Annotated in this window: 23 protein-coding genes and 1 tRNA gene; 13 read left to right on the plus strand and 11 right to left on the minus strand. The window is 61.5% G+C overall.

What is annotated here, in order from left to right:
• Window positions 1-116: 116 nt before the first annotated feature.
• Window positions 117-383, minus strand: a complete 267-nt coding sequence (locus ACQZ5H_RS26640) for a YMGG-like glycine zipper-containing protein (protein WP_112385738.1) — start codon at window positions 381-383, stop codon at window positions 117-119.
• Between the two features lie 280 nt (window positions 384-663).
• On the opposite strand from ACQZ5H_RS26640, the gene ACQZ5H_RS26645 reads away from it, so the two are divergent.
• The 4 genes from ACQZ5H_RS26645 (at window position 664) to hemA (ending at window position 5,796) form a co-directional block, all read left to right on the plus strand.
• Complete coding sequence (locus ACQZ5H_RS26645) at window positions 664-1,155, plus strand: (2Fe-2S)-binding protein (protein ID WP_112720165.1); 492 nt, start codon at window positions 664-666, stop codon at window positions 1,153-1,155.
• A gap of 83 nt (window positions 1,156-1,238) precedes the next feature.
• Window positions 1,239-3,584, plus strand: a complete 2,346-nt coding sequence (locus ACQZ5H_RS26650; RefSeq protein ID WP_130284302.1) for a xanthine dehydrogenase family protein molybdopterin-binding subunit — start codon at window positions 1,239-1,241, stop codon at window positions 3,582-3,584.
• 12 nt (window positions 3,585-3,596) lie between these two features.
• Complete coding sequence (locus ACQZ5H_RS26655; RefSeq protein ID WP_413710420.1) at window positions 3,597-4,394, plus strand: FAD binding domain-containing protein; 798 nt, start codon at window positions 3,597-3,599, stop codon at window positions 4,392-4,394.
• A 187-nt stretch (window positions 4,395-4,581) separates the two neighbouring features.
• The gene (hemA, locus tag ACQZ5H_RS26660) at window positions 4,582-5,796 is read left to right on the plus strand and encodes a 5-aminolevulinate synthase (RefSeq protein ID WP_449099464.1); all 1,215 of its coding nucleotides are present in this window, start codon (window positions 4,582-4,584) and stop codon (window positions 5,794-5,796) included.
• Between the two features lie 35 nt (window positions 5,797-5,831).
• Here the strand turns inward: hemA and dxr are convergent, their stop codons facing one another.
• The gene (dxr, locus tag ACQZ5H_RS26665) at window positions 5,832-7,025 is read right to left on the minus strand and encodes a 1-deoxy-D-xylulose-5-phosphate reductoisomerase (protein WP_112720169.1); all 1,194 of its coding nucleotides are present in this window, start codon (window positions 7,023-7,025) and stop codon (window positions 5,832-5,834) included.
• Window positions 7,026-7,356: 331 nt separating this feature from the next.
• On the opposite strand from dxr, the gene ACQZ5H_RS26670 reads away from it, so the two are divergent.
• The 3 genes from ACQZ5H_RS26670 (at window position 7,357) to ACQZ5H_RS26680 (ending at window position 9,221) form a co-directional block, all read left to right on the plus strand.
• The gene (locus tag ACQZ5H_RS26670) at window positions 7,357-7,989 is read left to right on the plus strand and encodes a hypothetical protein (protein ID WP_413710417.1); all 633 of its coding nucleotides are present in this window, start codon (window positions 7,357-7,359) and stop codon (window positions 7,987-7,989) included.
• 58 nt (window positions 7,990-8,047) lie between these two features.
• Window positions 8,048-8,314, plus strand: coding sequence for a BON domain-containing protein (locus ACQZ5H_RS26675; protein WP_112720170.1), 267 nt, complete (start codon window positions 8,048-8,050; stop codon window positions 8,312-8,314).
• Between the two features lie 109 nt (window positions 8,315-8,423).
• On the plus strand, window positions 8,424-9,221 hold the full coding sequence (locus tag ACQZ5H_RS26680; protein ID WP_449099465.1) for a class I SAM-dependent methyltransferase: 798 nt from the start codon (window positions 8,424-8,426) through the stop codon (window positions 9,219-9,221).
• Here ACQZ5H_RS26680 and ACQZ5H_RS26685 read toward each other — a convergent pair whose 3' ends face one another.
• The gene (locus tag ACQZ5H_RS26685; protein WP_449099466.1) at window positions 9,222-9,386 is read right to left on the minus strand and encodes a hypothetical protein; all 165 of its coding nucleotides are present in this window, start codon (window positions 9,384-9,386) and stop codon (window positions 9,222-9,224) included.
• Window positions 9,387-9,511: 125 nt separating this feature from the next.
• A complete protein-coding gene (locus tag ACQZ5H_RS26690) occupies window positions 9,512-9,730 on the minus strand; it encodes a hypothetical protein (protein ID WP_112720172.1) in 219 nt (72 codons plus the stop codon).
• Between the two features lie 354 nt (window positions 9,731-10,084).
• On the opposite strand from ACQZ5H_RS26690, the gene ACQZ5H_RS26695 reads away from it, so the two are divergent.
• Entirely contained in the window at window positions 10,085-10,600 is a 516-nt protein-coding gene (locus tag ACQZ5H_RS26695; RefSeq protein WP_449099467.1) for a DUF992 domain-containing protein, read from the plus strand.
• A 167-nt stretch (window positions 10,601-10,767) separates the two neighbouring features.
• Here ACQZ5H_RS26695 and ACQZ5H_RS26700 read toward each other — a convergent pair.
• Both ACQZ5H_RS26700 and ACQZ5H_RS26705 read right to left on the minus strand, forming a co-directional pair.
• Window positions 10,768-10,844: transfer RNA gene (locus tag ACQZ5H_RS26700), tRNA-Arg, on the minus strand.
• Between the two features lie 72 nt (window positions 10,845-10,916).
• Window positions 10,917-12,077, minus strand: coding sequence for a M20 aminoacylase family protein (locus ACQZ5H_RS26705; RefSeq protein ID WP_199627836.1), 1,161 nt, complete (start codon window positions 12,075-12,077; stop codon window positions 10,917-10,919).
• A 150-nt stretch (window positions 12,078-12,227) separates the two neighbouring features.
• Here ACQZ5H_RS26705 and ACQZ5H_RS26710 point away from each other — a divergent pair, with 150 nt between their 5' ends.
• A complete protein-coding gene (locus ACQZ5H_RS26710) occupies window positions 12,228-13,349 on the plus strand; it encodes a D-alanyl-D-alanine carboxypeptidase family protein (RefSeq protein WP_203427822.1) in 1,122 nt (373 codons plus the stop codon).
• A gap of 11 nt (window positions 13,350-13,360) precedes the next feature.
• A complete protein-coding gene (locus ACQZ5H_RS26715; RefSeq protein ID WP_449099468.1) occupies window positions 13,361-14,527 on the plus strand; it encodes a CobW family GTP-binding protein in 1,167 nt (388 codons plus the stop codon).
• Window positions 14,528-14,530: 3 nt separating this feature from the next.
• Here the strand turns inward: ACQZ5H_RS26715 and ACQZ5H_RS26720 are convergent, their stop codons facing one another.
• The 5 genes from ACQZ5H_RS26720 to ACQZ5H_RS26740 all read right to left on the minus strand — a co-directional run bounded on the left by ACQZ5H_RS26720 (window position 14,531) and on the right by ACQZ5H_RS26740 (window position 18,373).
• Window positions 14,531-14,779, minus strand: a complete 249-nt coding sequence (locus ACQZ5H_RS26720) for a sulfurtransferase TusA family protein (protein WP_449099510.1) — start codon at window positions 14,777-14,779, stop codon at window positions 14,531-14,533.
• The gene (locus ACQZ5H_RS26725; protein ID WP_199627834.1) at window positions 14,764-16,023 is read right to left on the minus strand and encodes a L,D-transpeptidase family protein; all 1,260 of its coding nucleotides are present in this window, start codon (window positions 16,021-16,023) and stop codon (window positions 14,764-14,766) included. The genes ACQZ5H_RS26720 and ACQZ5H_RS26725 overlap by 16 nt, the downstream gene beginning before the upstream one ends.
• A 199-nt stretch (window positions 16,024-16,222) precedes the next feature.
• Complete coding sequence (locus ACQZ5H_RS26730; RefSeq protein ID WP_449099469.1) at window positions 16,223-17,176, minus strand: acetyl-CoA carboxylase carboxyltransferase subunit alpha; 954 nt, start codon at window positions 17,174-17,176, stop codon at window positions 16,223-16,225.
• Between the two features lie 62 nt (window positions 17,177-17,238).
• Window positions 17,239-18,192 carry a site-specific tyrosine recombinase XerD gene (xerD, locus tag ACQZ5H_RS26735; protein WP_449099470.1) on the minus strand — a complete coding sequence of 318 codons (954 nt, stop codon included), beginning with the start codon at window positions 18,190-18,192 and terminating at the stop codon, window positions 17,239-17,241.
• Window positions 18,193-18,196: 4 nt separating this feature from the next.
• The gene (locus ACQZ5H_RS26740; protein ID WP_203427826.1) at window positions 18,197-18,373 is read right to left on the minus strand and encodes a hypothetical protein; all 177 of its coding nucleotides are present in this window, start codon (window positions 18,371-18,373) and stop codon (window positions 18,197-18,199) included.
• A gap of 147 nt (window positions 18,374-18,520) precedes the next feature.
• On the opposite strand from ACQZ5H_RS26740, the gene ACQZ5H_RS26745 reads away from it, so the two are divergent.
• The 3 genes from ACQZ5H_RS26745 to ACQZ5H_RS26755 are packed head-to-tail and all read left to right on the plus strand — an operon-like array spanning window position 18,521 to window position 21,548.
• Complete coding sequence (locus tag ACQZ5H_RS26745) at window positions 18,521-19,111, plus strand: shikimate kinase (protein ID WP_112720182.1); 591 nt, start codon at window positions 18,521-18,523, stop codon at window positions 19,109-19,111.
• A complete protein-coding gene (aroB, locus tag ACQZ5H_RS26750; protein ID WP_449099471.1) occupies window positions 19,108-20,241 on the plus strand; it encodes a 3-dehydroquinate synthase in 1,134 nt (377 codons plus the stop codon). The genes ACQZ5H_RS26745 and aroB overlap by 4 nt, the downstream gene beginning before the upstream one ends.
• The gene (locus tag ACQZ5H_RS26755; RefSeq protein ID WP_112720184.1) at window positions 20,238-21,548 is read left to right on the plus strand and encodes an HlyC/CorC family transporter; all 1,311 of its coding nucleotides are present in this window, start codon (window positions 20,238-20,240) and stop codon (window positions 21,546-21,548) included. The genes aroB and ACQZ5H_RS26755 overlap by 4 nt, the downstream gene beginning before the upstream one ends.
• Window positions 21,549-21,593 lie beyond the last annotated feature (45 nt).

Raw genomic sequence — 21,593 nt, forward strand, 5'->3', positions numbered from 1 at the left:
CCTTAGCGGCAAAAATGCGAAACGTGTACCAATTTAAGTTGTTGCTGGGCTAATTTAGTACAAAAAATGAAAAATCCCGGCGCTGGCCGGGATTTCTGCATCGTTGAATTTAAGTCTTAGTAGCCGCCGCGCGGGCAGTCGTCGATATAGCGGTTGCCGTTCCGGTCGCGGTAGTAGCACTGGCCAGGCTGCTCGGCGACACGGCCGATCAGGGCACCGGCGACACCGCCGATTGCTGCGCCAACAGCGGCGCCACGAACATTACCGGTTGCAACGCCGCCGATCACGGCGCCGGATGCTGCGCCAATGCCGGCACCCTGCTGGGTTGGCGTACAGCTCGCGATCGAGAGGCCGACGAGTACGAATGCAATAATCTTCTTCATTTTCATCTCCTGGGTTGGCTGCCCCCCGGGCAGCAGCTGTCCCTCACGTGTTTTTCTTTTTGTCACGCTGCCTGCAAACTATGGCGTAAAGAAATCGTGTCCAGCAAGTGCCACGAAAAATCCGGTCACGCTTCATTTCAGAACGTTGCAAGAGGGCTCGTGGCTTTTCCTCCCGCATAGTGAAGCAAAATTGATACAACTCCCTAAAGTAGCGGTTGATAGTGCAGGGAAAAAGTCAAATGATGCCGCTTGTGCCTGGAGGAGGCACGAGGAGGACATCATGGCGAAAGTCAAACTGACGGTGAATGGCCGCGCGGTGAGCGGCGACTGTGAAGAAAGAACGCTTCTCGTCCATTTCATTCGCGAAAAGCTCGGCCTGACCGGCACCCATGTCGGGTGCGACACGACCCAATGCGGTGCCTGCGTCGTTCACATGGACGGCAAGTCGGTGAAGAGCTGCACGATCCTTGCCGTTCAGGCATCCGGCTCGTCGGTGACGACGATCGAGGGTCTTGCCGCAAACGGCGAACTGCATCCGGTTCAGGCTGCCTTCAAGGAGCATCACGGCCTGCAATGCGGCTTCTGCACGCCCGGCATGGTGATGGCCTCGGTTGATATGATCAACCGGCATGGCGGCCAGCTGGACGAAGAGACCGTCCGCCACGAGCTCGAGGGCAATATCTGTCGTTGCACCGGCTATCACAACATCGTCAAGGCCGTGCTGTCTGCCAATGCCGAAATGCATGGCGGCGCCAAGCAGGCTGCCGAATAGCATCTCCCTGAATTCGTCTGGCAGCTGCCGAACACTGTACTCTTTGGCGGAATGCCAGGCCCGAAACCCCATTGGAGGACATCATGGGTGTTGAAGGAATTGGTGCACGCGTCGCACGCAAGGAAGACAAGCGGTTTTTGACCGGCAAGGGCCGCTATACCGACGACATGGTCGTCCCAGGGATGAAATACGGCTATTTCATCCGCAGCCCGCATGCACATGCAAAGATCAAGAATATCGACGTTTCTGCCGCCAAGGCGATGCCTGGCGTGATCGACGTGCTTGACGGCAAGCAGCTGCTCGCCGACGGCATCGGCAATCTGATCTGCGGCTGGATGATCCATTCGCGTGATGGTTCGCCGATGAAGATGGGTGCCTGGCGGCCGCTGGCGGTCGATACTGTCCGCTATGTCGGTGATGCCGTGGCGATCGTCGTTGCGGATTCGCTCGGCGAAGCACGGGATGCCGCCGAGGCCGTCAGCATTGATTATGAAGAGCTTCCCGTCGTGACGGAGGCCGTCGAGGCACTGAAGCCCGGGGCACCGCAGATCCATCCGGAATCATCCGACAATCTGATCTTCGACTGGGTGATCGGGGACGAAGGCGCGACCGACAAGGCGATTTCGCAGGCGGCACATGTCACCGAAATCGAACTGACCAACAACCGCCTGTCGCCCAATCCAATGGAGCCCCGCGCGGCGCTCGGGATCTACGATTCCGCCGAGGATCACTACACCTGCTACACGACCAGCCAGAACCCGCATGTGGCCCGTCTTGTGATGAGCGCCTTCTACAATGTCGCGCCGGAAAACAAGCTGAGGGTGATTGCGCCCGATGTCGGCGGCGGCTTCGGATCGAAGATCTACATCTATCCGGAAGAGATCGTCTGTCTCTGGGCCTCGAAGAAAACCGGCGTTCCCGTGAAGTGGAATTCCGATCGCACCGAGGCGTTCCTGACGGATGCGCATGGGCGCGACCATGTCTCCAAGGTGAAGATGGCCTTCGACAAGGATCATCGCATCATCGGCCTGAAGGTCGATACGATCGCCAATCTCGGCGCCTATATGTCGCTCTTCTCCTCCGCGGTGCCGACCTATCTCTATGCGACGTTGCTGTCCGGCCAGTACGACATCCCGGCGATTCACGCCAATGTCCGCACCGTCTATACCAACACCGCGCCGGTCGATGCCTACCGCGGCGCCGGGCGGCCGGAGGCGACTTATCTGCTTGAGCGGACGATGGAGACGGCGGCGCGTGAGCTCGGCATTTCGCCCGCGGAACTCCGGCGCAAGAATTTTATCCGCTCCTTCCCGCATCAGACACCCGTGATCATGATGTATGATGCCGGCGACTACGACGCATCGCTGAATGCGGCGATGCAGGCTGCCGACTGGAGCGGTTTCGAAAGCCGCCGGGCGGAGGCTGCGAATCGCGGCATGAAGCGAGGCATCGGCATGAGCTGCTATATCGAAGCCTGCGGCATCGCGCCGTCTCAGGCGGTCGGCTCGCTCGGTGCCGGGGTCGGCCTGTGGGAATCGGCGGAAGTGCGGGTCAATGCCGTCGGCACGATCGAGGTTCTGACCGGCTCGCACAGCCATGGCCAGGGCCACGAGACGACCTTCGCGCAGCTGGTAGCGGACCGTCTCGGCGTTCCGATCGACAGCGTCTCGATCGTCCATGGCGACACCGACAAAGTGCAGATGGGCATGGGCACCTACGGCTCGCGCTCCGGCGCCGTCGGCATGTCAGCGGTCGTCAAGGCGCTCGACAAGGTGGAGGCCAAGGCGAAGAAGATCGCCGCGCATCTGATGGAAGCTGACGAGAGCGATATCGTCGTCGAGAATGGCGAGCTGAAGGTCGCCGGTACCGACAAGGCGCTGCCGTGGTTCCAGGTGGCGCTCGCCTCCTATACCGCGCACAACCTGCCGGCGGGCATGGAGCCCGGCTTGAAGGAGACTGCGTTCTACGATCCGTCGAACTTCACCTTCCCGGCCGGGTGCTACATCTGCGAAGTCGAGGTCGACCCGGAAACAGGCCATACCAAGATCGTGCAGTTCGTCGCGGCCGACGACTTCGGCAATATCATCAACCCGATGATCGTCGAGGGGCAGGTGCATGGCGGTATCGCCCAGGGCATTGGCCAGGCGTTGCTCGAAGGCGTCCACTATGACGAGAACGGCCAGCTGCTGACGGCAAGCTACATGGATTACGCCATGCCACGCGCCGACGATCTGCCGTCGTTCAAGATTTCGCACCAGAACACGCCCTGCCCCAGCAATCCGCTGGGCATCAAGGGCTGCGGCGAGGCGGGTGCGATCGGTTCTCCGCCGGCGCTGATGAACGCCATCACCGACGCGATCGGCAACAATATGCTGACCATGCCCGCCACGCCGCAGAAGGTGTGGATGGCAGCACGCGCAACGAACTGAGGAGGACGGGCCATGTATGAACTCAATTATCACCGCGCTTCTTCGGTCGATGAAGCCGTCAAGCTGATCTCGGGCAAGCCGGAAGGCAAGTTCGTCTCTGGCGGCATGACGCTGATCGCGACGATGAAGCAGCGGCTCGCCGCACCAAGCGATCTCGTCGATCTGCGCCACATCGATGCGATGAAGGGCATCAAGGTCGATGGCCGCAAGGTGACGATCGGCGGGGCAACGACGCATGCCGAAGTGGCGGCCTCGTCCGCCATCCGCGGCGTGTGTCCGGCTCTCTGTGAGCTCGCCGGGCTGATCGGCGATCCGCATGTCCGGCACATGGGAACGATCGGCGGCTCGATCGCCAACAACGATCCGGCGGCGGATTATCCGGCGGCTATGCTGGCGCTCGGCGCGACCATCATCACCAGCAAGCGGCAGCTTGCGGCAGACCAGTTCTTCACCGGTCTGTTCGAGACGGCGCTCGGGGATGGCGAGATCGTCACCGGGGTCAGCTTCGATGCGCCGGACAAGGCCGGCTACGCCAAGTTCCGCAACCCGGCCTCGCGCTATGCGATGACCAGCGTTCTCGTGACCAAATCAGGGGGTACGGTTCGGGTCGGTATCGCAGGGGCGGGCAGCAACGGCGCCTTCCGGCACGGCGGCCTTGAGGCGGCTCTTGCTGCCAACTGGTCGCCGGATGCGGCGATGGGCGTTCAGGTCGATGCCAGCGGCCTGCTCTCCGATCTGCATGCCAGCGCGGAATATCGCGCCAATTTGATAAAAGTCATGACGAAGCGCGCGGTTGCCGCTGTAGGTTAGCTACAGGGCAATTGACGGCATTCCCGATATGTCAACCCAGCCGCTTTATCGGCTGGGTTGAAGCTTTTTCGTCTGGAATGATTCAAAAATATGCGCCTTTTGCCGCAGTTGATGCTAAAGCAGGGGCCATGGGTTGACGCGCGTCGGTGTGCCCAGCAAAACGATCGCGCGATACTGGAGCATATGCATGGATTTCGAAGCGTTTTTCAAAAGCGAGCTGGAAGGTCTTCACGCCGAAGGCCGCTATCGCGTTTTTGCCGACCTTGAGCGCCACCGCGGAAGTTTCCCGCGTGCGACGCGCCACACGGCCGACGGCCCGAAAGACGTAACAGTCTGGTGCTCCAACGACTATCTCGGCATGGGCCAGCATCCCAAAGTGATCGAGGCGATGAAAGCCGCCATCGAGCACTGTGGCGCGGGTGCGGGAGGCACCCGGAATATCTCTGGCACCAACCACTATCACGTTCTGCTTGAGCGCGAGCTCGCCGATCTGCACGGCAAGGAAGCCGCGCTGACCTTCACGTCGGGTTATGTCTCGAACTGGGCCGCACTCGGCACGCTCGGCGGCAAGATCCCCGGCATGATCATCTTCTCTGACGCACTGAACCACGCTTCGATGATCGAAGGCATTCGCTATGCGAAGTGCGAGAAGGTGATCTGGAAGCATAACGACATCCACGATCTCGAAGCGAAGCTGGCGGCCGCCGATCCGAAGGCGCCGAAGCTGATCGCTTTCGAAAGCGTCTACTCGATGGACGGTGATATCGCGCCGATCAAGGAAATCTGCGATCTCGCCGACAAGTATGGCGCGATGACCTATCTCGACGAAGTCCATGCCGTCGGCATGTACGGCCCGCGCGGCGGCGGTATTGCCGAGCGCGAAGGCCTGATGGACCGGATCACGGTCATCGAAGGCACGCTTGCCAAGGCTTTCGGCGTTATGGGCGGCTATATCGCGGCCTCGACGGCGCTTTGCGATTTCATTCGCTCGTTTGCATCGGGCTTCATCTTCACGACCTCGCTGCCGCCGGCTCTCGCCGCCGGTGCGGTCGCCTCGATCCAGCATCTGAAGTCCAGCCCGTTCGAGCGTGCCCGTCATCAGGATCGCGTGCGCAAGCTGCGCGTGCTGCTCGATCAGCAGGGTATTCCGCATATGCCGAACCCGAGCCATATCGTGCCGGTCATGGTCGGCGATGCGGCCAAGTGTAAGTGGATCTCGGATCTGCTGCTCGACAATTTCGGCGTCTACGTGCAGCCGATCAACTACCCGACGGTGCCGAAGAAGACCGAGCGCCTGCGCTTCACGCCGACGCCGCAGCATACGGATGCCGATATCGAGCATCTGATCGGTGCGCTGCATTCGCTCTGGTCGCGCTGCGCACTGGCGCGGCACGTTGCCTGAGTGAACGGAAATTAGCTTGATAAACAAATGGCCGCTTAAGCGGCCATTTCCTTTTGGGCGATGATTTCGCCGGCCCGACGTCGCGCCTCGCCATCGGCGGCAAAGACGTCTTCCATCGTTGCCGCCGCCTTGTAGCCGGTCATGTCGTCCATGACGCGTTCGGCGATATCTGCCATCTCCAGGAAGCCGATACGGCCGTCACAGAAGGCGTGGAAGGCGATCTCTTCAGCGGCATTCATGACGGCGCCCTGCAGGCCGCCGCGCTCGAGCGCGGTGCGGGCGAGCCGCAGGGCCGGGAAGCGCACTTCGTCGGGCGCCTCGAAATCGAGCCGCGCGAGCTTTGCGAAATCCAGCCGTTCGACGTCGAGCTTCGAGCGGTTCGGATAGGTCAGCGCATAGCCGATCGCCGTGCGCATGTCGGGGCAGCCGAGCTGCGCCAGCACCGAGCCGTCGACATAGCCGACCATTGAGTGGATCACCGACTGCGGATGGACGATGACTTCCACCTGGTCGGGACGCAGATCGAAGAGGTGTTTCGCCTCGATCATCTCCAGTGCCTTGTTGAACATCGAGGCGCTGCCGATCGAGATCTTCAATCCCATCGACCAGTTCGGATGGGCACGGGCGATATCGGCGGTAACACCGGCCATCTGCTCACGCGTCCAGGTACGGAACGGGCCTCCCGAGGCGGTCAGCACGATGCGTTCGATCGCATGATGCTGGCCGTCTTCGAGCGACTGGAAGATGGCGCTGTGTTCGCTGTCGACAGGGATAAGCTGCCCGCCGCCTTCGGCCACGGCCTTGACGAAGAGCTCGCCGGCGGACACCAGGCATTCCTTGTTGGCGAGCGCGATGTCGGCGCCGCGTCTGGCGGCTGCCAATGTCGGTTCCAAACCGGCCGTCCCGACGATCGCCGCCATGACGACATCGGCGTCGCGGGCTCCCGCCTCGATTAGGGCTTCGCGGCCTGCGGCGACCTCGATGCCGGTGCCGGACAGTGCATCCTTCAGGGCTCCGTAGCTTGCCTCGTCGGCGGTGACGGCGAGTTCGGCGCCGCAGGCTTTTGCCTGCTCCGCCAGCAGTGCCACATTGGCGTTGCCTGATATGGCGACGACCTCGAAGGCCTCGCGGCCACCAAGCTGGGTGACCACATCGAGCGTGTTGACGCCGATCGAGCCGGTTGAGCCGAAAATGCTGAGGCGCCGCGGCGCGTTAGGGCCGGTCTTCATGCGCGTGTCTTATCCAGAGCCGTCATTTGTCTTCGGCTCTAGCGCGCTTTCCGGGGTGCGGCAAGTGTGCAACGCAGCAGTTTTCTCTTCCAGCGGGGTTTACAGAGCGGCATCGGGATGGGATTCTTATAACATCCGTGGAGGATCACGGGATGCGCGGCTGGTTGCGGCCATTGGTGTATCCCAGCGCTCCGGCGCATCGGGTAGAGGGCATCGCGATGCCTCTGCCATTTCAAAAATCGGGAGGATCGACAGAGGTGCCGCGAGGCGCATCTGCATGATTGTTGCGCGCTTCAGGCGCCAAGGGACCGGCTTGCTGACGATGCTGAAAATGACCTTTCTCTTCGCCGTAGGGGCTCTGGCCGCGTTTCCCGCGCGGGCGGATAATCTGTTGATATGGAATCCGGTGCAGGTCTCCGATCAGTCCTACAAGGCGACGATGGGTTTCCGCCTGCCATTCGAATGGGAAACCAGCGCAGGCGCCGATCTCGGGCTCGCCGCAACCGATGGCGATGCGATCCTGCCGGGATCGGGGCAGGCGACCCTCTGGGGCAAAATCACCCGCGTCCGGGTGACGCCGGCCGGCAATGCACAGCAATCGGCGGGCGTGCGGGTCGATACCCTGCGGGGCAGTGGTTCGCTGATGCTCAGCCGCGCGAAGAGCTTCATCCTGTCCGACTCTCTCGACCTGCAGACCAGCCGCTTCGTCAATGTCGGTTATGACCCGCTTGCGGTGCGCCAGACCTCGGTGACGGCTACGCAGGCCGTCAAGCTCATCTACCCCTGGACGGGGACATCGCTGACGGCGAATGGCAGCGTTACCGATTTCGGGCAGGATTTTTCGAGCACCGTCGGCGTCAGCCAGAACATCCTGCCGAACCTCAATCTCAACGCTGCCGTCAACGATCCGCTCTCCGCCGGGCGCGCCGCCAGCGTCAACGTCAACTACCGCGTCACCTGGTGATCTGAAACCAAGCCCGGCCTCCGGCGTTTCCCTGAGATCACCAGAAGGAGGACGAGTGATGGTTTTCAAGGAAGCCACATTTCATGGCAAGCAGCCGGAGATCGAGGTGGAGTTCGTCAATCACGCGGCGTTGGAAATCGCCGCTGCCGAGGCGCTGGCGACCGCCGGAGATATCGATGCCTCGGATGTTCAGGTGACGTCCGATGCCGACGATATCGTGCTGACGGGCACGGTTGCGACCGTCGGCGAAATCGAGCGGGCGACCGCGATCGTCCGGGCTGTGCAGGGGGTCCACGACGTCCGCAACCAGATCCTGCTCGGGTAAAATTGCGCGCGTTAACCATTAACAAAAGATTAACGTTCTGTAATTGGACCCCACCTGTCTTGCGGCCTAGGTCTAGAGCCATGCAACTGGCTTAACCGGAGGTGCCGCAATGCATCGCATGGAAGAGATCAACCGCAAGACCTGGCGCAATCCGATCGCCCGGCGCGATTACCGGGCGAGCACCGGCTTCATCAACGAAGGCGAACGGCTGGTGTTCGAGATCGCGCGGAAGCGCGCGAGCGGCGGGCGGATCCTGGATATCGGCATTGGCGGCGGACGGACGACCGGGCTGTTTTGCGATATCGCCGCAGACTATGTCGGCATCGACTATACGCCTGAAATGGTGGAGCTCGCCCAGCACAATTATCCGCAGGCGCAGCTGGCGCATATGGATGCGCGCGATGTCTCGACTTTCGGCAATGCCAGCTTCGATCTCGTGCTCTTCAGCTACAACGGCATCGATTCTGTCGATGCGGAGGGGCGCCGGGCCGTTCTGTCCGAGGTATCGCGCGTGCTCAGGGCAGGCGGGACCTTCGTCTTCTCCACCTTCAATCGCAACTGGCATGGGTTCGGAGAGAAGCGGGCGCGCTCATCTATCGTCTGGTCGAACGATCCGCTGAGGCTCGGCTTCCGGCTGGTAAAGCATGCGATGGGTCTCGTTCGCGAGCGCCGGTTTGCCCCGCTTGAGCAACGCGAGGGCGAACATGCGATTCTGCTCCACCGCGCCCATGACTTCGGCATCATGGTCTATGCGACGACGCCGCAGCAGCTGCGGGCGCAATTGGGCGCCAGCGGTTTCGACGGCGATCCGATGCTGTTTTCCGTCGATGGCCACCTTCTCAGGGGCGGGACCCTTCCCGAGGAAGAGTATTTCCATGTCGTCGCCTACAAGCCGGCGCTCAGCTGATCAGCCGGCGAAGCGCTCCACCAGGAAATGCTGTCCGGTACTGGCGCCGGCGACACGGTCGGTCTTCTGCGTGGTGACCGGACCCTGCGGATGATAGGCGAGCACCAGCAGGATGGCGCTGATCGCGACATAGGCGATGGTGAGCAAAGCAAGTTTATGACGCATGACAAAACTCCTGTTTTGCCAGCTTAACGCCCGCCTTTTCTCAAAGTTCCAGCTGCGGCGATTGGCGTCCGTCCAACAAGAAACCGGCCGCGTGGCGGCCGGTTTCAATCATGCTGAGCTATCTGTTAGCGGCAGACGCGGGTCTTCCTGACGACCCAGTGGCCGTGTTCATGAATGCGGGCCGTCTTGGTGTAGCAATGCGTCATGACGTGCATCGGCTTGTGCCAATGATGGTCCGGACCGCGCTCGGTGGTGGTGACCGTCATGCTGGCCGCCTGGGACGGGGCGGTGGTGGAGACTATGGCGGCTGCGGCAAGCATGGAAGCAAGAATAAGAGATTTCATGGTTTTGGCCTTTCAATTAACCGGACGATGAACTCGCCAGACGGTGGGCCGGTTCCAACCTTACGAAATATTTAGGTTTTTCGCCCGAAGGCGGCTATGATCAGCTACCGCTCAATTTCTGCGTGGGGTTGCCCAAGCGGGCATTCGGACATCGAGTGCGGCCAATAAGCAACGGTCCTGCCTTCGAATTGTCCCCTTTGCGATCAGAACGTTAAGGACGTTCTTCATTGCGCATGGAAACAATGAAGGCTGTTTGGATCGTTCTGCGATCCCATACGTTATTTGTGGCTGGGTTTGCTTGCCGGTGCGTTTTCGATCTGAAGCTGCCGGTGCCATTTTGAGAAGGAGACCATGATGAAAAAGACCATTGCGATGGTAGTTGTAGCAGCTTCGCTTGCCCAGGCTTGCGTTACGGCGGCCAGTGCAGCCGATATGGTCCGGACCTACGAGGAACCGGATACGCGCGGCGTCGTCAAGATCGGCATGCTCACCTGCGATATCGGCGGCGGTCTCGGCTATGTGCTGGGTTCTGCCAAGGAAGCCGATTGCGTCTTTAGCTCGACGATCGGCAATGAGGTCACCGACCACTATACCGGCGATATCCGCAAGCTCGGCATCGACCTCGGCTTCACCACCCGCAGCCGCCTCGTCTGGGCCGTCTTCGCACCGACCGCGGGCTATCACCGCGGCTCGCTCGGCGGCCTCTATGTCGGCGCATCGGCCGAAGCCACCGTCGGTGCCGGCGTCGGCGCCAACGTCCTGATCGGCGGCACCTCCGGCTCGATCCACCTCCAGGCCCTCAGCGTCACCGGCCAGCTCGGCCTCAACGTCGCTGCCGGCAGCGCTTCGATGACGCTGACCCCGGGCTGATTTCAGAGCTATTCGCGCCCCTTCCGCCTTGGCGGGAGGGGTGTGCTACTTCTCAGCAATACCGGCAGTCGGCGACGGTATGGCGGCGTGAGATGGCTTCGTTCCCCGATATACCCGGGAACGCCGCGCGAACGTTCCGCGATAAACTATGCCTATTCATCTGAAAATGGTGATTCCGACGCGATTCGAACGCGTGACCCTCAGATTAGGAATCTGATGCTCTATCCTGCTGAGCTACGGAACCACTTGGGGCTCATGCATACAAAAGGCTTGGCGGGAAGCCAAGCCTTTTTCAGGTTTCGCTGTAAGTATCGGGTCAGGCGCCGAGGCGCTGTTCTGTCAGCCGGACCCAGTAGGAAATGCCGTGGGCGATGGCCTCGTCGTTGAAATCGTAGGCCGGGTTGTGCAGGCCTGCGGTGTCGCCGTTGCCGATGAAGATGAAGGCGCCGGGGCGGGCGTTCAGCATGTAGGAGAAATCCTCGCCGCCCATCATCGGATCGATCTCGGGATTGACGTTTGCCGCACCGGCGATGTCGGTTGCCGTTGCGATCGCGTGGCCGGTCTCGTCGGCGTGGTTGACGGTAACCGGGTAATTGCGATGGAAGGCGATTTCGGCTTCGGCGCCGTGGGTGGCGGCAACGCCGTTCACCACCTGCTTGAAGCGGCTTTCGGCGAGGTCGCGAACCTCACCGTCGAGCGTGCGGATCGTGCCGGCGATCTGGGCGTCGTTGGGAATGACGTTGTGGGCGAAGCCGGCGTTGAACTTGGTAACGGAGATGACGACCGAACGCAGCGGATCGACGGTTCGGGCGGCAATCATCTGCAGGTTGGAAACGATCTGCGCGCCGATGGCGATCGGGTCGATCGTCCGGTGCGGCTGGGCGGCGTGGCCGCCGCGGCCCTTGATGGTGACGGTGAATTCGTCGGTCGCTGCCATGATCGGGCCCTTGCGGATGGCGAACTGGCCGACGGGCAGGCCCGGCAGGTTATGCATGCCATAGACCTCTTCGATGCCGAAGCGCTCCATCATGCCGTCCTTGACCATCAGATTGCCGCCGCCGCCGCCTTCTTCGGCGGGCTGGAAGATGACGGCGACATTGCCGGTGAAGTTGCGCGTCTCGGCCAGATATTTCGCGGCGCCGAGCAGCATGGCCGTGTGACCGTCATGGCCGCAGGCATGCATCTTGCCGGCTGTGGTCGAAGCCCAGGGCTTGCCGGTGATTTCGGTGAGCGGCAGTGCGTCCATATCGGCGCGCAGGCCGATGGTGCGGCCTTCGCCCTTGCCCTTGATCAGGCCGACGACTCCAGTGCGGCCGATGCCGGTCACGATTTCGTCAACGCCGAACTCCTTGAGCTTCTCGGCGACGAAAGCGGCGGTGTTTTCGACGGCGAACAGCAGCTCGGGCCGGGCGTGAATATGGCGGCGCCACTCGGTCACTTCATCCTGCAATTCAGCGGCTCTGTTCAAAATCGGCATGCGAAAATTCCTATAGCGACAACGGGTTTTCCACGGCACTCAAGACATGGTGCCGCGAAAAGAACTTATTCAATGGCCTTTGCCATGTCATGGCCATATACGTTAAATAGGTGAAGGTTTCGAGATTTCCGGACAATTTAAGGACTAGACGTGTCGACGCGCCAGAATCGTTTGTTCGCTGCTTTGCGGCCGGTATCATTCGCAGTCAGTGCTGCCGCAGCTCTGCTTTCTTCGGTGCCGCTGGCGCAGGCCAATCCGCATATTCTCGTCGATGTCCAGAGCGGCCGCGTGATCGAGCATGAGGAAGCCTTCCGCAAATGGTATCCGGCATCGCTGACCAAGCTGATGACCGTCTATACGACCTTCGATGCCATCCGCTCCGGCCAGATCAGCCTCGACACCCCGATCGTGATGAGCAAGCAGGCTGCCGCCCAGCCTGCCGCCAAGATGTATTACAAGCCCGGCCAGAAGCTGACGCTCGACAGCGCGCTGAAGATCCTGATGGTCAAGTCGGCCAATGATATCGCGGTTGCCGTCGCTGAGGCGGTCGCGGGCACGCAGGATGCCTTCGTGCTGCGGATGAATGCCGAGGCCGTCAAACTCGGCATGACGGATTCGCATTTCGTCAATCCGAACGGCCTGCCCGGCAAGGGCCAGTACACGACGGCGCGCGATCTGGCGATCCTGACGGTCGCTCTGCGCCGCGACTTCCCGCAATATGCCGGCTATTTCGCGCTCGAAGGCTTCACCAACGGCAAGACGAATACACCGAGCATCAATCTCCTCATCGGCCGCTTTGCCGGTGCCGACGGCATGAAAACCGGCTTCATCTGCGCTTCGGGCTTCAACCAGATCGGTTCGGCGACCCGCAACGGACGCACGGTGGTTTCCGTCGTGCTTGGCACGGACAGCCTTGCGGCGCGCGCCGATGCGACGGCCAACCTGCTGGAGAAGGCATTCTCCTCGCCGACGTCCTCGGGCGATACGCTCCGCTCGCTCAAGCCCTATGGGCCGGGGCAGGATGCGGTCACCGATATCAGCGCCGACATCTGCAGCGCCAAGGGCGCCAAGGTACGCAGCGAAACGCGCGATGAAGTGGGCCGCATGAAGGTGCAGTCGCCCTATATCCATGAAATGGACCACGAGCCGAACTTCGTCTTCGCCGGTCTGATCCCCGGCCAGGATCCGCAGCCCGACAAGACCGCCAAGGCGGATGCGATCGGCGATGCCGCCAATGTTCCGGTGCCGCTGCCGCGTCCCACGTCCTTCTAAAGGCAAGTCCCATGAGCCTGCATGCAGACCGGATCCCGGTCACTATCCTCACCGGCTTTCTCGGTGCAGGAAAGTCGACGCTTCTGAACCGGATCCTCAAGGATCCCGCGATGAAGGAAGCGGCCGTCATCATCAATGAGTTCGGCGATGTCGGTATCGACCACCTGCTGGTCGAAAGCTCCGGCGATGCGATCATCGAGCTTTCGGATGGATGCCTCTGCTGCACCGTGCGCGGCGAGCTGGTCGATACGCTGGCCAATCTGATGGATGCGATCCAGACCGGCCGCGTGAAGGCTGTGAAGCGCATCGTCATCGAGACGACGGGGCTTGCCGATCCGGCACCGGTGATGCAGGCGATCATGGGCAATCCGATCATTGCCACGAATTTCCAGCTGGATGGCGTCGTCACCGTCGTCGATGCGGTCAACGGGCTGCAGACGCTCGACAATCACGAGGAAGCCCGCAAGCAGGTGGCGGTTGCCGACCGGCTGATCGTCTCCAAGCGGCCGATGGCAGATGCAGGGATGCTGTCGAAGCTTGAGGCGCGGCTGCGCGACCTCAATCCGCGGGCTGCGCTGATGGACGCCGATGGCGGCGAGGCCGGTACGGCTGCCGTTCTCGTCAACGGGCTCTACGATCCGGACACGAAGATCGCCGATGTCGGCCGCTGGCTGCGCGATGAAGATGCTCATGATGCGCATCATCATCACCACCATGACCATGGTCACGATCATCATCACGGGCATCACCACCACCATCACGGCCACGACGATCAGGATCCACACGACGTGAACCGTCACGATGCCTCGATCCGGTCCTTCTCGATCGTCGAGGAGAAGCCGATCGATCCGATGGCGCTGGAGATGTTCATCGATCTGCTGCGCTCGGCGCACGGCGAGAAGCTGCTGCGGATGAAGGCGATCGTCGCGGTATCGGACAGGCCGGACAAGCCGCTGGTGCTGCACGGCGTGCAGAACATCTTCCATCCGCCGGTGCGGCTGCCTGCATGGCCTGACGCCAGCGACCGGCGCACGCGCATGGTGCTGATCACCAAGGATCTGCCGGAGGATTTCGTGAAGACGCTGTTCGATGCGTTTCTCGGCAAGCCGCGTATCGATACGCCGGACCGTGCCGCACTTCACGACAATCCGCTCGCCATTCCCGGCATGAAGATCTGAGGCTTATTTCCTGCGGATCAGGAAGCTGTGACCGGTCTCGGTTTTTTCCGTTTCCAGCAACTGATGACCGTCTTCGTTACAGAAGTGCGGGATGTCGATGCCTGCCAGCGGGTCGGTGGTTTCGACGCGGATCAGCGCGCCGCTTGCCATGGATGACATCTTGCGGCGCGTCTTCAGGACGGGCAGGGGGCACTTCAGACCGCGAAGGTCATAAGTGACGACGGCGTCGGTACCGCTCAATTCTTGGACCAGAATTTCCAGAACGGCTTCTTGGAGGCGTCGGCAGTTTCCTGCGGCGGCTCGGGTGCGAAGGCGAGCGGGTTCTGCTGCGGAACCGGAACGTTTGGAGGCGTTGCTGCTGCCACGGCCGTGGCGTTGGCTGCGGCCGGAGCGGCGGCGGGCGCTGCCGTAGCCGGCGCTGCTGCCGGGGCAGCCGATGCGATCGCCGCTTCCGGGACCGTCGCGGGGACAGCCGGCTTCGACATCATGCCTTCGAGTTCGGCGACCTTGACCATGCGGCCAGCTTCCAGCGAGGTGCCGGTCGGGGCGTAGGCGAGTTCGCGGCCCTTGCGGGTCTTGGCGACGACTGCCTTGCGCTCGGCTTCTGTCGGATCGTACCAGGCGAGGCCATCGAACTTCTTCTCGGCCTTGGCATAATCCATCGCGTAGGTCTTGTCGTAGGACGACAGCGCGGATGCGAGTGCCGGAGGCGTCGACATGGCCGGGCACTTGCCGGCCGGATTGAAGGCGCCGCCATCGGTGGTCTGCTGGTTGAAGACGTATTTCTTCTCGCAGACATTGACGTCAGGCGGACGCTTGGTGACTTCGAAATTGTCGTAGCCGACCTTCAGCATCTTCCAGAAGTCGTAGCTCGGATCGAGCCGGTGCTTGTACATGTTTTCCGCAGTCATGCGGAACGGGAAGGCCTGCAGCTGCACCGAGGTCTGGCCGCCCTTGAAGGCGTCGCGCGCGAAGGCATAGATCTCGAGGACCTGTTCGTCGGTCATCGAATAGCAGCCCGATGATGAGCAGGCGCCGTGGATCATCAGATCGGAACCCGTACGGCCGTTGACGGCGTCATACTTGTTCGGGAAGCCGGTGTTGATCGCGAGATAATATTTCGAATTCGGGTTCAGGTTGGCACGGGTGAGGTTGTAGAAACCTTCCGGGGCCTGACGGTCGCCGGTCTTCACCTTCGGGCCGAGACGGCCGGACCAGGCGCAGATCTTGTAGTCGGCGATCTTGTCGAAACGGTTGTCGGTCTTCGCCTTCCAGATCTCGAGCGCGCCTTCCTCTTTGAAGATGCGGATCAGGATCGGCGAATTGCGATCCATGCTCTTGGCGCTCATCTGCGCCAGGATGCGCGGCGGCAGCGGTTGCTCCACCTTGTTCTTGACGGTGGAGAGGTCGATCTTGCTGGCGGATTCGAGAGTGTCGTTGCAGCCCGCAAGTGCGAGCGCCATCAGCGACACGTAGGCGAAATGACGAATGCGCATTCAACTAGCCCAACTAAGGATTCAGCCCACTCCGCACGCAGAGTTCCGGGCATTACCAGGAATCATAGGCGGCTTATACTTTACAAATCCTTACCAGCCTATGACCTGCCTGCGGCGCCCCCGCAAGCACGAAGTTCGGTAGATAACATTATTGTGGCCAAGATTTGGCCCCAATCGGGCCATTTTCACTGGCTTTGCCTTAGAGGTTACGACCCATCGACAGGAATTTCTGTCGGCGATCGTTGCGCAGCTGCTCGCCGGTGCGGGGCGAAAGTTCGGCCAGAGCGTTGGCGATGACGTCGCCGGTCGCGGCAATGACGTTGTCCGGATCGCGGTGCGCGCCACCGAGCGGCTCCGGAATGATGCCGTCGATGATGCCCAGCGATTTCAGGTCTTCGGCGGTGATCTTCATGTTGGTCGCCGCTTCCTTGGCGCGGGTGGAATCGCGCCAGAGGATCGAAGCCGCGCCTTCCGGCGAGATCACGCTGTAGATCGAATGTTCGAGCATGAAGACCTTGTTGCCGGTGGCGATGGCGATGGCGCCGCCCGAACCGCCTTCGCCGATGACGACGGAGATGATCGGAACCTTGACGCCAAGGCACATTTCCGTGGAGCGGGCGATGGCTTCCGCCTGGCCGCGCTCTTCGGCGCCAACGCCCGGATAGGCGCCTGCGGTGTCGACGAGCGTTACGACCGGGAGGCTGAAGCGGTCTGCCATTTCGAGAACGCGGATCGCCTTGCGATAGCCTTCAGGACGTGCGCTGCCGAAATTGTGCTTCAGGCGGCTCTTGGTGTCGTTGCCCTTTTCCTGGCCGATGACGGCGACAGGCTGGCCACGGAAACGGGCGAGGCCGGCCTGGATGGCGGCGTCCTCGGAAAACTTGCGGTCGCCGGCGAGCGGCGTGAATTCCTGGAACAGCACCTTGGCATAATCGACGAAATGCGGACGCTGCGGATGGCGCGCGACCTGCGTCTTCTGCCAGGCGTTGAGCTTGGAATAGATATCGACCATCGCTTCGCGAACGCGAACTTCGAGGCGGCCGACTTCATCCGAAGTGTCGATGCTCTCGCCCTCGGACGCGAGCTTCTTCAGTTCGATGATCTTAGCTTCGAGGTCGGAGATCGGCTTTTCGAAGTCGAGATAGTTGTGCATGAGGTGCGTTTCCGTTCCTTGTGCCCAGGGCAAATTGCTGGCGTCGCCCCTTGTCGCCGGTCCTATTCGTGCTTTTTCGCCTGTTTTGCAAGAGGGTGATGCGTTTGCACCAGTTGTTGCAGGCGTTCTTCGAGGACGTGGGTATAGATCTGCGTGGTCGAAATGTCCGAATGTCCCAAGAGTTCCTGCACGACGCGAAGGTCTGCGCCATTGGCCAGGAGATGGCTGGCGAAGGCGTGGCGCATCACGTGCGGCGAGATCATCGACGGCGTCAGCCCGGCCCGGATCGACAGATTCTTGAGATCGCGGGCAAAGACCTGACGGGGAAGATAACCTTCCTTCGAGGCAGCCGGAAAGAGCCAGGGGCTTTCCACAGGCTGTTTGCTATTGGCGTTTTCCACTGCCATCGAGCGGCCATAGACCTTCAGCGCGGCGACTGCCGATTGGGAAAGCGGAACGAGGCGTTCCTTGTTGCCCTTGCCGCGGATGATCAGGAAGCGGCCTTCCTGGTCGAGGACGCGGGCGGGAAGCGAGACGAGCTCGCTGACGCGCATGCCGGTCGCGTAGAGCAGCTCCAGCAGGGCGAGCATGCGCTGGCGCTGCAGCTGGCCGGGCGCTGTGTCGGACGCTTCCTGTTCGGCCTGTGTCAGCAGTTTCGTGACTTCTGCTACGCCCATTGTCTTCGGCAGGGCGCGGCCTTTCTTCGGTGCGTCGAGGATGCCTGTCGGATCGTCGGTGCGGATGCCTTCGGCATAGAGAAACTTGTAGAATTGCCGCATGGCGGCGAGGCGGCGTGCCTGAGAGGAGGGTTTGAAGCCCTGGCTTGCAAGCGAGGAGAGATAGGCGGTCAGGTCGGCGGAAGCGGCCTCGGTCAGCCGCACGCTCTTGCCGCTCAGGAAGCCGTGCAGGTCATCAAGATCGCGCTCATAGGAGAGCAGCGTGTTTTGAGCCGCGCCGCGTTCGGCGCTCATCATCTCGAGAAAGGCTTCCACATGGGCGCGTCCGAGATCCCGCATCGGCTCACTTCTTTGCAGGGGCAATCGTTCCCGTCGCCGGCGGATTGACGCGCTCGGAGGGGATGCGGATCGTCACGTCACGGGGCTGCGGCTCGACGAAGGTCACGAGTGCGACCATGCCGCCATAGATGATCCCGGCTATGACAGCCAAGACAGCCAGAAAGCGGAAGAGGGTCGGCATTCCAGAACTCCATGGGCTCGGCTTCTTTTTAGGAAGAAGCGTGATTGCGTGCAAGAAGCGGCATTTGGATCATGTTTCCCTTGCCCGCGACTTGACGCTGTACCTGCATTTGTCGATACCGTTTGCAAACAAAGTGTGAATGGACCAATGAGTGATCCCGTTCTGACAGTTGCAGACAGTCTGAAAGACAGAGCTCGCGCCGCGCTCGGGTCCCGCAATCTTATCCTTGTCGGCCTCATGGGTGCCGGGAAATCCTCCGTCGGCCGCCTCGTCGCGAGCCAGCTCGGCATTCCCTTCGTCGATAGCGATGTCGAGATCGAGCGTGTGTCGCGCATGACGATTACCGAGCTGTTTGCAGCCTACGGGGAAGAAGAGTTCCGGGCGCTGGAAACGCGGGTGATGAAGCGGCTTTTAAAGAACGGCCCGCGCGTGGTGTCCACCGGCGGCGGCGCGTTCATCAACGATCGCACCCGCAAGCATATCAAGAAGGGCGGCCTGTCGCTCTGGCTGAAAGCCGATCTCGACGTTCTCTGGGAGCGCGTCAACAAGCGCGATACCCGGCCGTTGCTGAAGACCGAGAACCCGAAGCAGACGCTCGAAAACCTGATGAATGCGCGATACCCGGTCTATGCGCAGGCTGACGTCACCGTTCTGTCGCGGGACGTGCGCAAGGAACTGATGGCCGACGAAGTCTTGAAGGCCGTGATCGAATACCAAACCGAAAGTGCAGTGCCATGAATGCGATCGCTTCCGTTGCCACCGAAAAGAAGGTGCATGTGCCGCTCGGCGAGCGCGCCTACGACATCCTGATCGGTCCAGGGCTGATTGCGCGCGCCGGTGCGGAGATCGCCTCGCGCCTGAAGGGCCGCAAGGCCGCCGTGATCACCGATGCGAATGTCGCGCCGATTTATCTTGATGCGCTGGTGGCGAGCCTCGAAGCCGCAGGCATCACCGCTTCTTCGCTTGTCCTGCCGGCGGGCGAGAAGACCAAGAGTTTCGAGCATCTGATGACGGTCTGCGACAAGGTGCTGGAAGCCCGTGTCGAGCGGAACGACTATGTCGTCGCGCTCGGCGGCGGTGTGATTGGCGATCTCGCGGGGTTTGCAGCCGGGATCGTGCGCCGCGGCGTGCGCCTCGTGCAGGTGCCGACGTCGCTTCTTTCGCAGGTGGATTCCTCCGTCGGCGGAAAGACCGGTATCAATAGCCGTCACGGCAAGAACCTCATCGGCGTCTTTCATCAGCCAGATCTGGTTCTCGCCGATACCGACGTGCTGAACACGCTGACGGAGCGTGAATTCCGCGCCGGTTATGCCGAAGTCGCGAAATATGGCTTGATCGACAAGCCGGATTTCTTTTCCTGGCTGGAGGAGAACTGGCAGGCGGTCTTTGCCGGTGGCGATGCCCGCATCGAGGCTATCGCCACGAGCTGCCAGGCGAAATCCGATGTCGTCGTCGCCGACGAGCGGGAAAATGGACCCCGTGCGCTTCTCAACCTCGGTCATACGTTCGGACACGCGCTGGAAGCCGTCACGGCCTATGACAGCGCCCGGCTCGTGCATGGCGAAGGCGTTTCGATCGGCATGGTGCTGGCGCATGAGTTTTCGGCGCGCATGAACCTTGCGAGCCCCGACGATGGCAAGCGCGTCGAGAAGCATCTGAAAGAAGTTGGCCTGCCGACGCGCATGTCCGATATTCCGGGCGAGCTGCCGCCGGCAGAGCGGCTGATGGAGGCGATGGCTCAGGACAAGAAGGTCAAGAACGGCAAGTTCACCTTCATCCTGACGCGTGGCATCGGGCAGTCCTTTATCGCCGACGACGTACCGCAATCCGAAGTGTTGAGTTTCCTGAAGGAAAAGCACCCTCAATGAGCATCGAAGGCACGCTGGCATTTCTTTCCGTCTACTGGCCAGAAATCGTCTCCATCGTGGCCCTCGTCCTCATGTCTGCCTTCTTCTCCGGCTCGGAAACGGCGCTGACGGCCGTTTCGCGCAGCCGCATCCATACGCTTGAGGCCAATGGCGAGGAGCGCGCCGGCGTCGTGCGCGAGCTGATCGAACGGCGCGACCGGCTGATCGGTGCCATGCTGATCGGCAACAACCTCGCCAATATTCTCTCCTCGTCGCTGGCAACCAGCCTGTTCCTCGGGCTTTTCGGCAATTCGGGCGTGGCGCTTGCGACGCTGGCGATGACCGTCATTCTCGTCATCTTTGCCGAAGTGCTCCCGAAGAGCTGGGCGATCTCGACGCCTGACCGCTTTGCGCTGGGCGTCTCGCGTCCCGTCAAGATGTTTGTCGCCGTCGTCGGCCCGGTCTCGTCCTTCATCAATGGAATCGTTCGCAGGATCCTCGGCATTTTCGGGATCACGCTTTCACGCGAAACGTCGATGCTGACGGCGCATGAGGAGCTTCGTGGCGCGGTCGATCTGCTCCACCGCGAAGGATCGGTGGTCAAGGCTGACCGCGACCGTCTCGGTGGGGTTCTCGATCTCAGCCAGCTCGAACTTTCCGACATCATGGTTCACCGTATGGCGATGCGGGCAATCAATGCCGACGATGCGCCGGAGGCGATCGTCCGCATCATTCTCGAAAGCCCCTATACGCGCATGCCGCTCTGGCGTGGAACGATCGACAACATCATCGGCGTCGTTCACGCCAAGGACCTGTTGCGGGCGCTGGCAGAGCCGAATGTCGAGCCCGAAAATCTCGATATCGTGAAGATTGCCCAGAAGCCGTGGTTCGTGCCCGACAGCACCAATCTGGAAGACCAGCTGAACGCCTTCCTGCGCCGGAAGCAGCATTTCGCCGTCGTCGTCGACGAGTATGGCGAGGTACAGGGCATCGTGACGCTCGAGGATATCCTCGAGGAGATCGTCGGCGACATTTCCGATGAGCATGATATCGACATGCAGGGCGTGCGGCAGGAAGCGGATGGATCTATCGTCGTCGATGGCGGCGTGCCGATCCGCGATCTCAACCGCGCCCTCGATTGGCAGCTGCCGGACGAGGAGGCGACGACGATCGCCGGTCTGGTCATCCACGAGTCGATGACCATTCCCGAGGAGCGCCAGGCCTTCACCTTCTATGGCAAGCGGTTCATCGTCATGAAGCGCGAGAAGAACCGCATCACCAAGCTGCGCATCCGCCCGGCGGAAGAAGAAGCGACCAAGGCGCTCTGAGCGGTTTTCGGTTGGATTGCCGGGCGGGAATGCCTATATGGATGC

Source organism: Rhizobium sp. 21-4511-3d (assembly GCF_053522545.1).

Excerpts from the sequence above, each read along its gene's own strand:
- ACQZ5H_RS26680 (WP_449099465.1), top strand. The coding sequence starts at position 8,424 with ATGCATCGCATGGAAGAGATCAACCGCAAGACCTGGCGCAATCCGATC.
- ACQZ5H_RS26685 (WP_449099466.1), bottom strand. The coding sequence starts at position 9,386 with ATGCGTCATAAACTTGCTTTGCTCACCATCGCCTATGTCGCGATCAGC.
- ACQZ5H_RS26650 (WP_130284302.1), top strand. The coding sequence starts at position 1,239 with ATGGGTGTTGAAGGAATTGGTGCACGCGTCGCACGCAAGGAAGACAAG.
- ACQZ5H_RS26730 (WP_449099469.1), bottom strand. The coding sequence starts at position 17,176 with ATGCACAACTATCTCGACTTCGAAAAGCCGATCTCCGACCTCGAAGCT.
- ACQZ5H_RS26655 (WP_413710420.1), top strand. The coding sequence starts at position 3,597 with ATGTATGAACTCAATTATCACCGCGCTTCTTCGGTCGATGAAGCCGTC.
- ACQZ5H_RS26695 (WP_449099467.1), top strand. The coding sequence starts at position 10,085 with ATGAAAAAGACCATTGCGATGGTAGTTGTAGCAGCTTCGCTTGCCCAG.
- ACQZ5H_RS26690 (WP_112720172.1), bottom strand. The coding sequence starts at position 9,730 with ATGAAATCTCTTATTCTTGCTTCCATGCTTGCCGCAGCCGCCATAGTC.
- ACQZ5H_RS26675 (WP_112720170.1), top strand. The coding sequence starts at position 8,048 with ATGGTTTTCAAGGAAGCCACATTTCATGGCAAGCAGCCGGAGATCGAG.
- aroB (WP_449099471.1), top strand. The coding sequence starts at position 19,108 with ATGAATGCGATCGCTTCCGTTGCCACCGAAAAGAAGGTGCATGTGCCG.
- ACQZ5H_RS26745 (WP_112720182.1), top strand. The coding sequence starts at position 18,521 with ATGAGTGATCCCGTTCTGACAGTTGCAGACAGTCTGAAAGACAGAGCT.
- ACQZ5H_RS26740 (WP_203427826.1), bottom strand. The coding sequence starts at position 18,373 with ATGCCGACCCTCTTCCGCTTTCTGGCTGTCTTGGCTGTCATAGCCGGG.
- ACQZ5H_RS26755 (WP_112720184.1), top strand. The coding sequence starts at position 20,238 with ATGAGCATCGAAGGCACGCTGGCATTTCTTTCCGTCTACTGGCCAGAA.
- ACQZ5H_RS26705 (WP_199627836.1), bottom strand. The coding sequence starts at position 12,077 with ATGCCGATTTTGAACAGAGCCGCTGAATTGCAGGATGAAGTGACCGAG.
- hemA (WP_449099464.1), top strand. The coding sequence starts at position 4,582 with ATGGATTTCGAAGCGTTTTTCAAAAGCGAGCTGGAAGGTCTTCACGCC.
- ACQZ5H_RS26725 (WP_199627834.1), bottom strand. The coding sequence starts at position 16,023 with ATGCGCATTCGTCATTTCGCCTACGTGTCGCTGATGGCGCTCGCACTT.
- ACQZ5H_RS26640 (WP_112385738.1), bottom strand. The coding sequence starts at position 383 with ATGAAGAAGATTATTGCATTCGTACTCGTCGGCCTCTCGATCGCGAGC.
- ACQZ5H_RS26670 (WP_413710417.1), top strand. The coding sequence starts at position 7,357 with ATGACCTTTCTCTTCGCCGTAGGGGCTCTGGCCGCGTTTCCCGCGCGG.
- xerD (WP_449099470.1), bottom strand. The coding sequence starts at position 18,192 with ATGCGGGATCTCGGACGCGCCCATGTGGAAGCCTTTCTCGAGATGATG.
- ACQZ5H_RS26645 (WP_112720165.1), top strand. The coding sequence starts at position 664 with ATGGCGAAAGTCAAACTGACGGTGAATGGCCGCGCGGTGAGCGGCGAC.
- dxr (WP_112720169.1), bottom strand. The coding sequence starts at position 7,025 with ATGAAGACCGGCCCTAACGCGCCGCGGCGCCTCAGCATTTTCGGCTCA.
- ACQZ5H_RS26715 (WP_449099468.1), top strand. The coding sequence starts at position 13,361 with ATGAGCCTGCATGCAGACCGGATCCCGGTCACTATCCTCACCGGCTTT.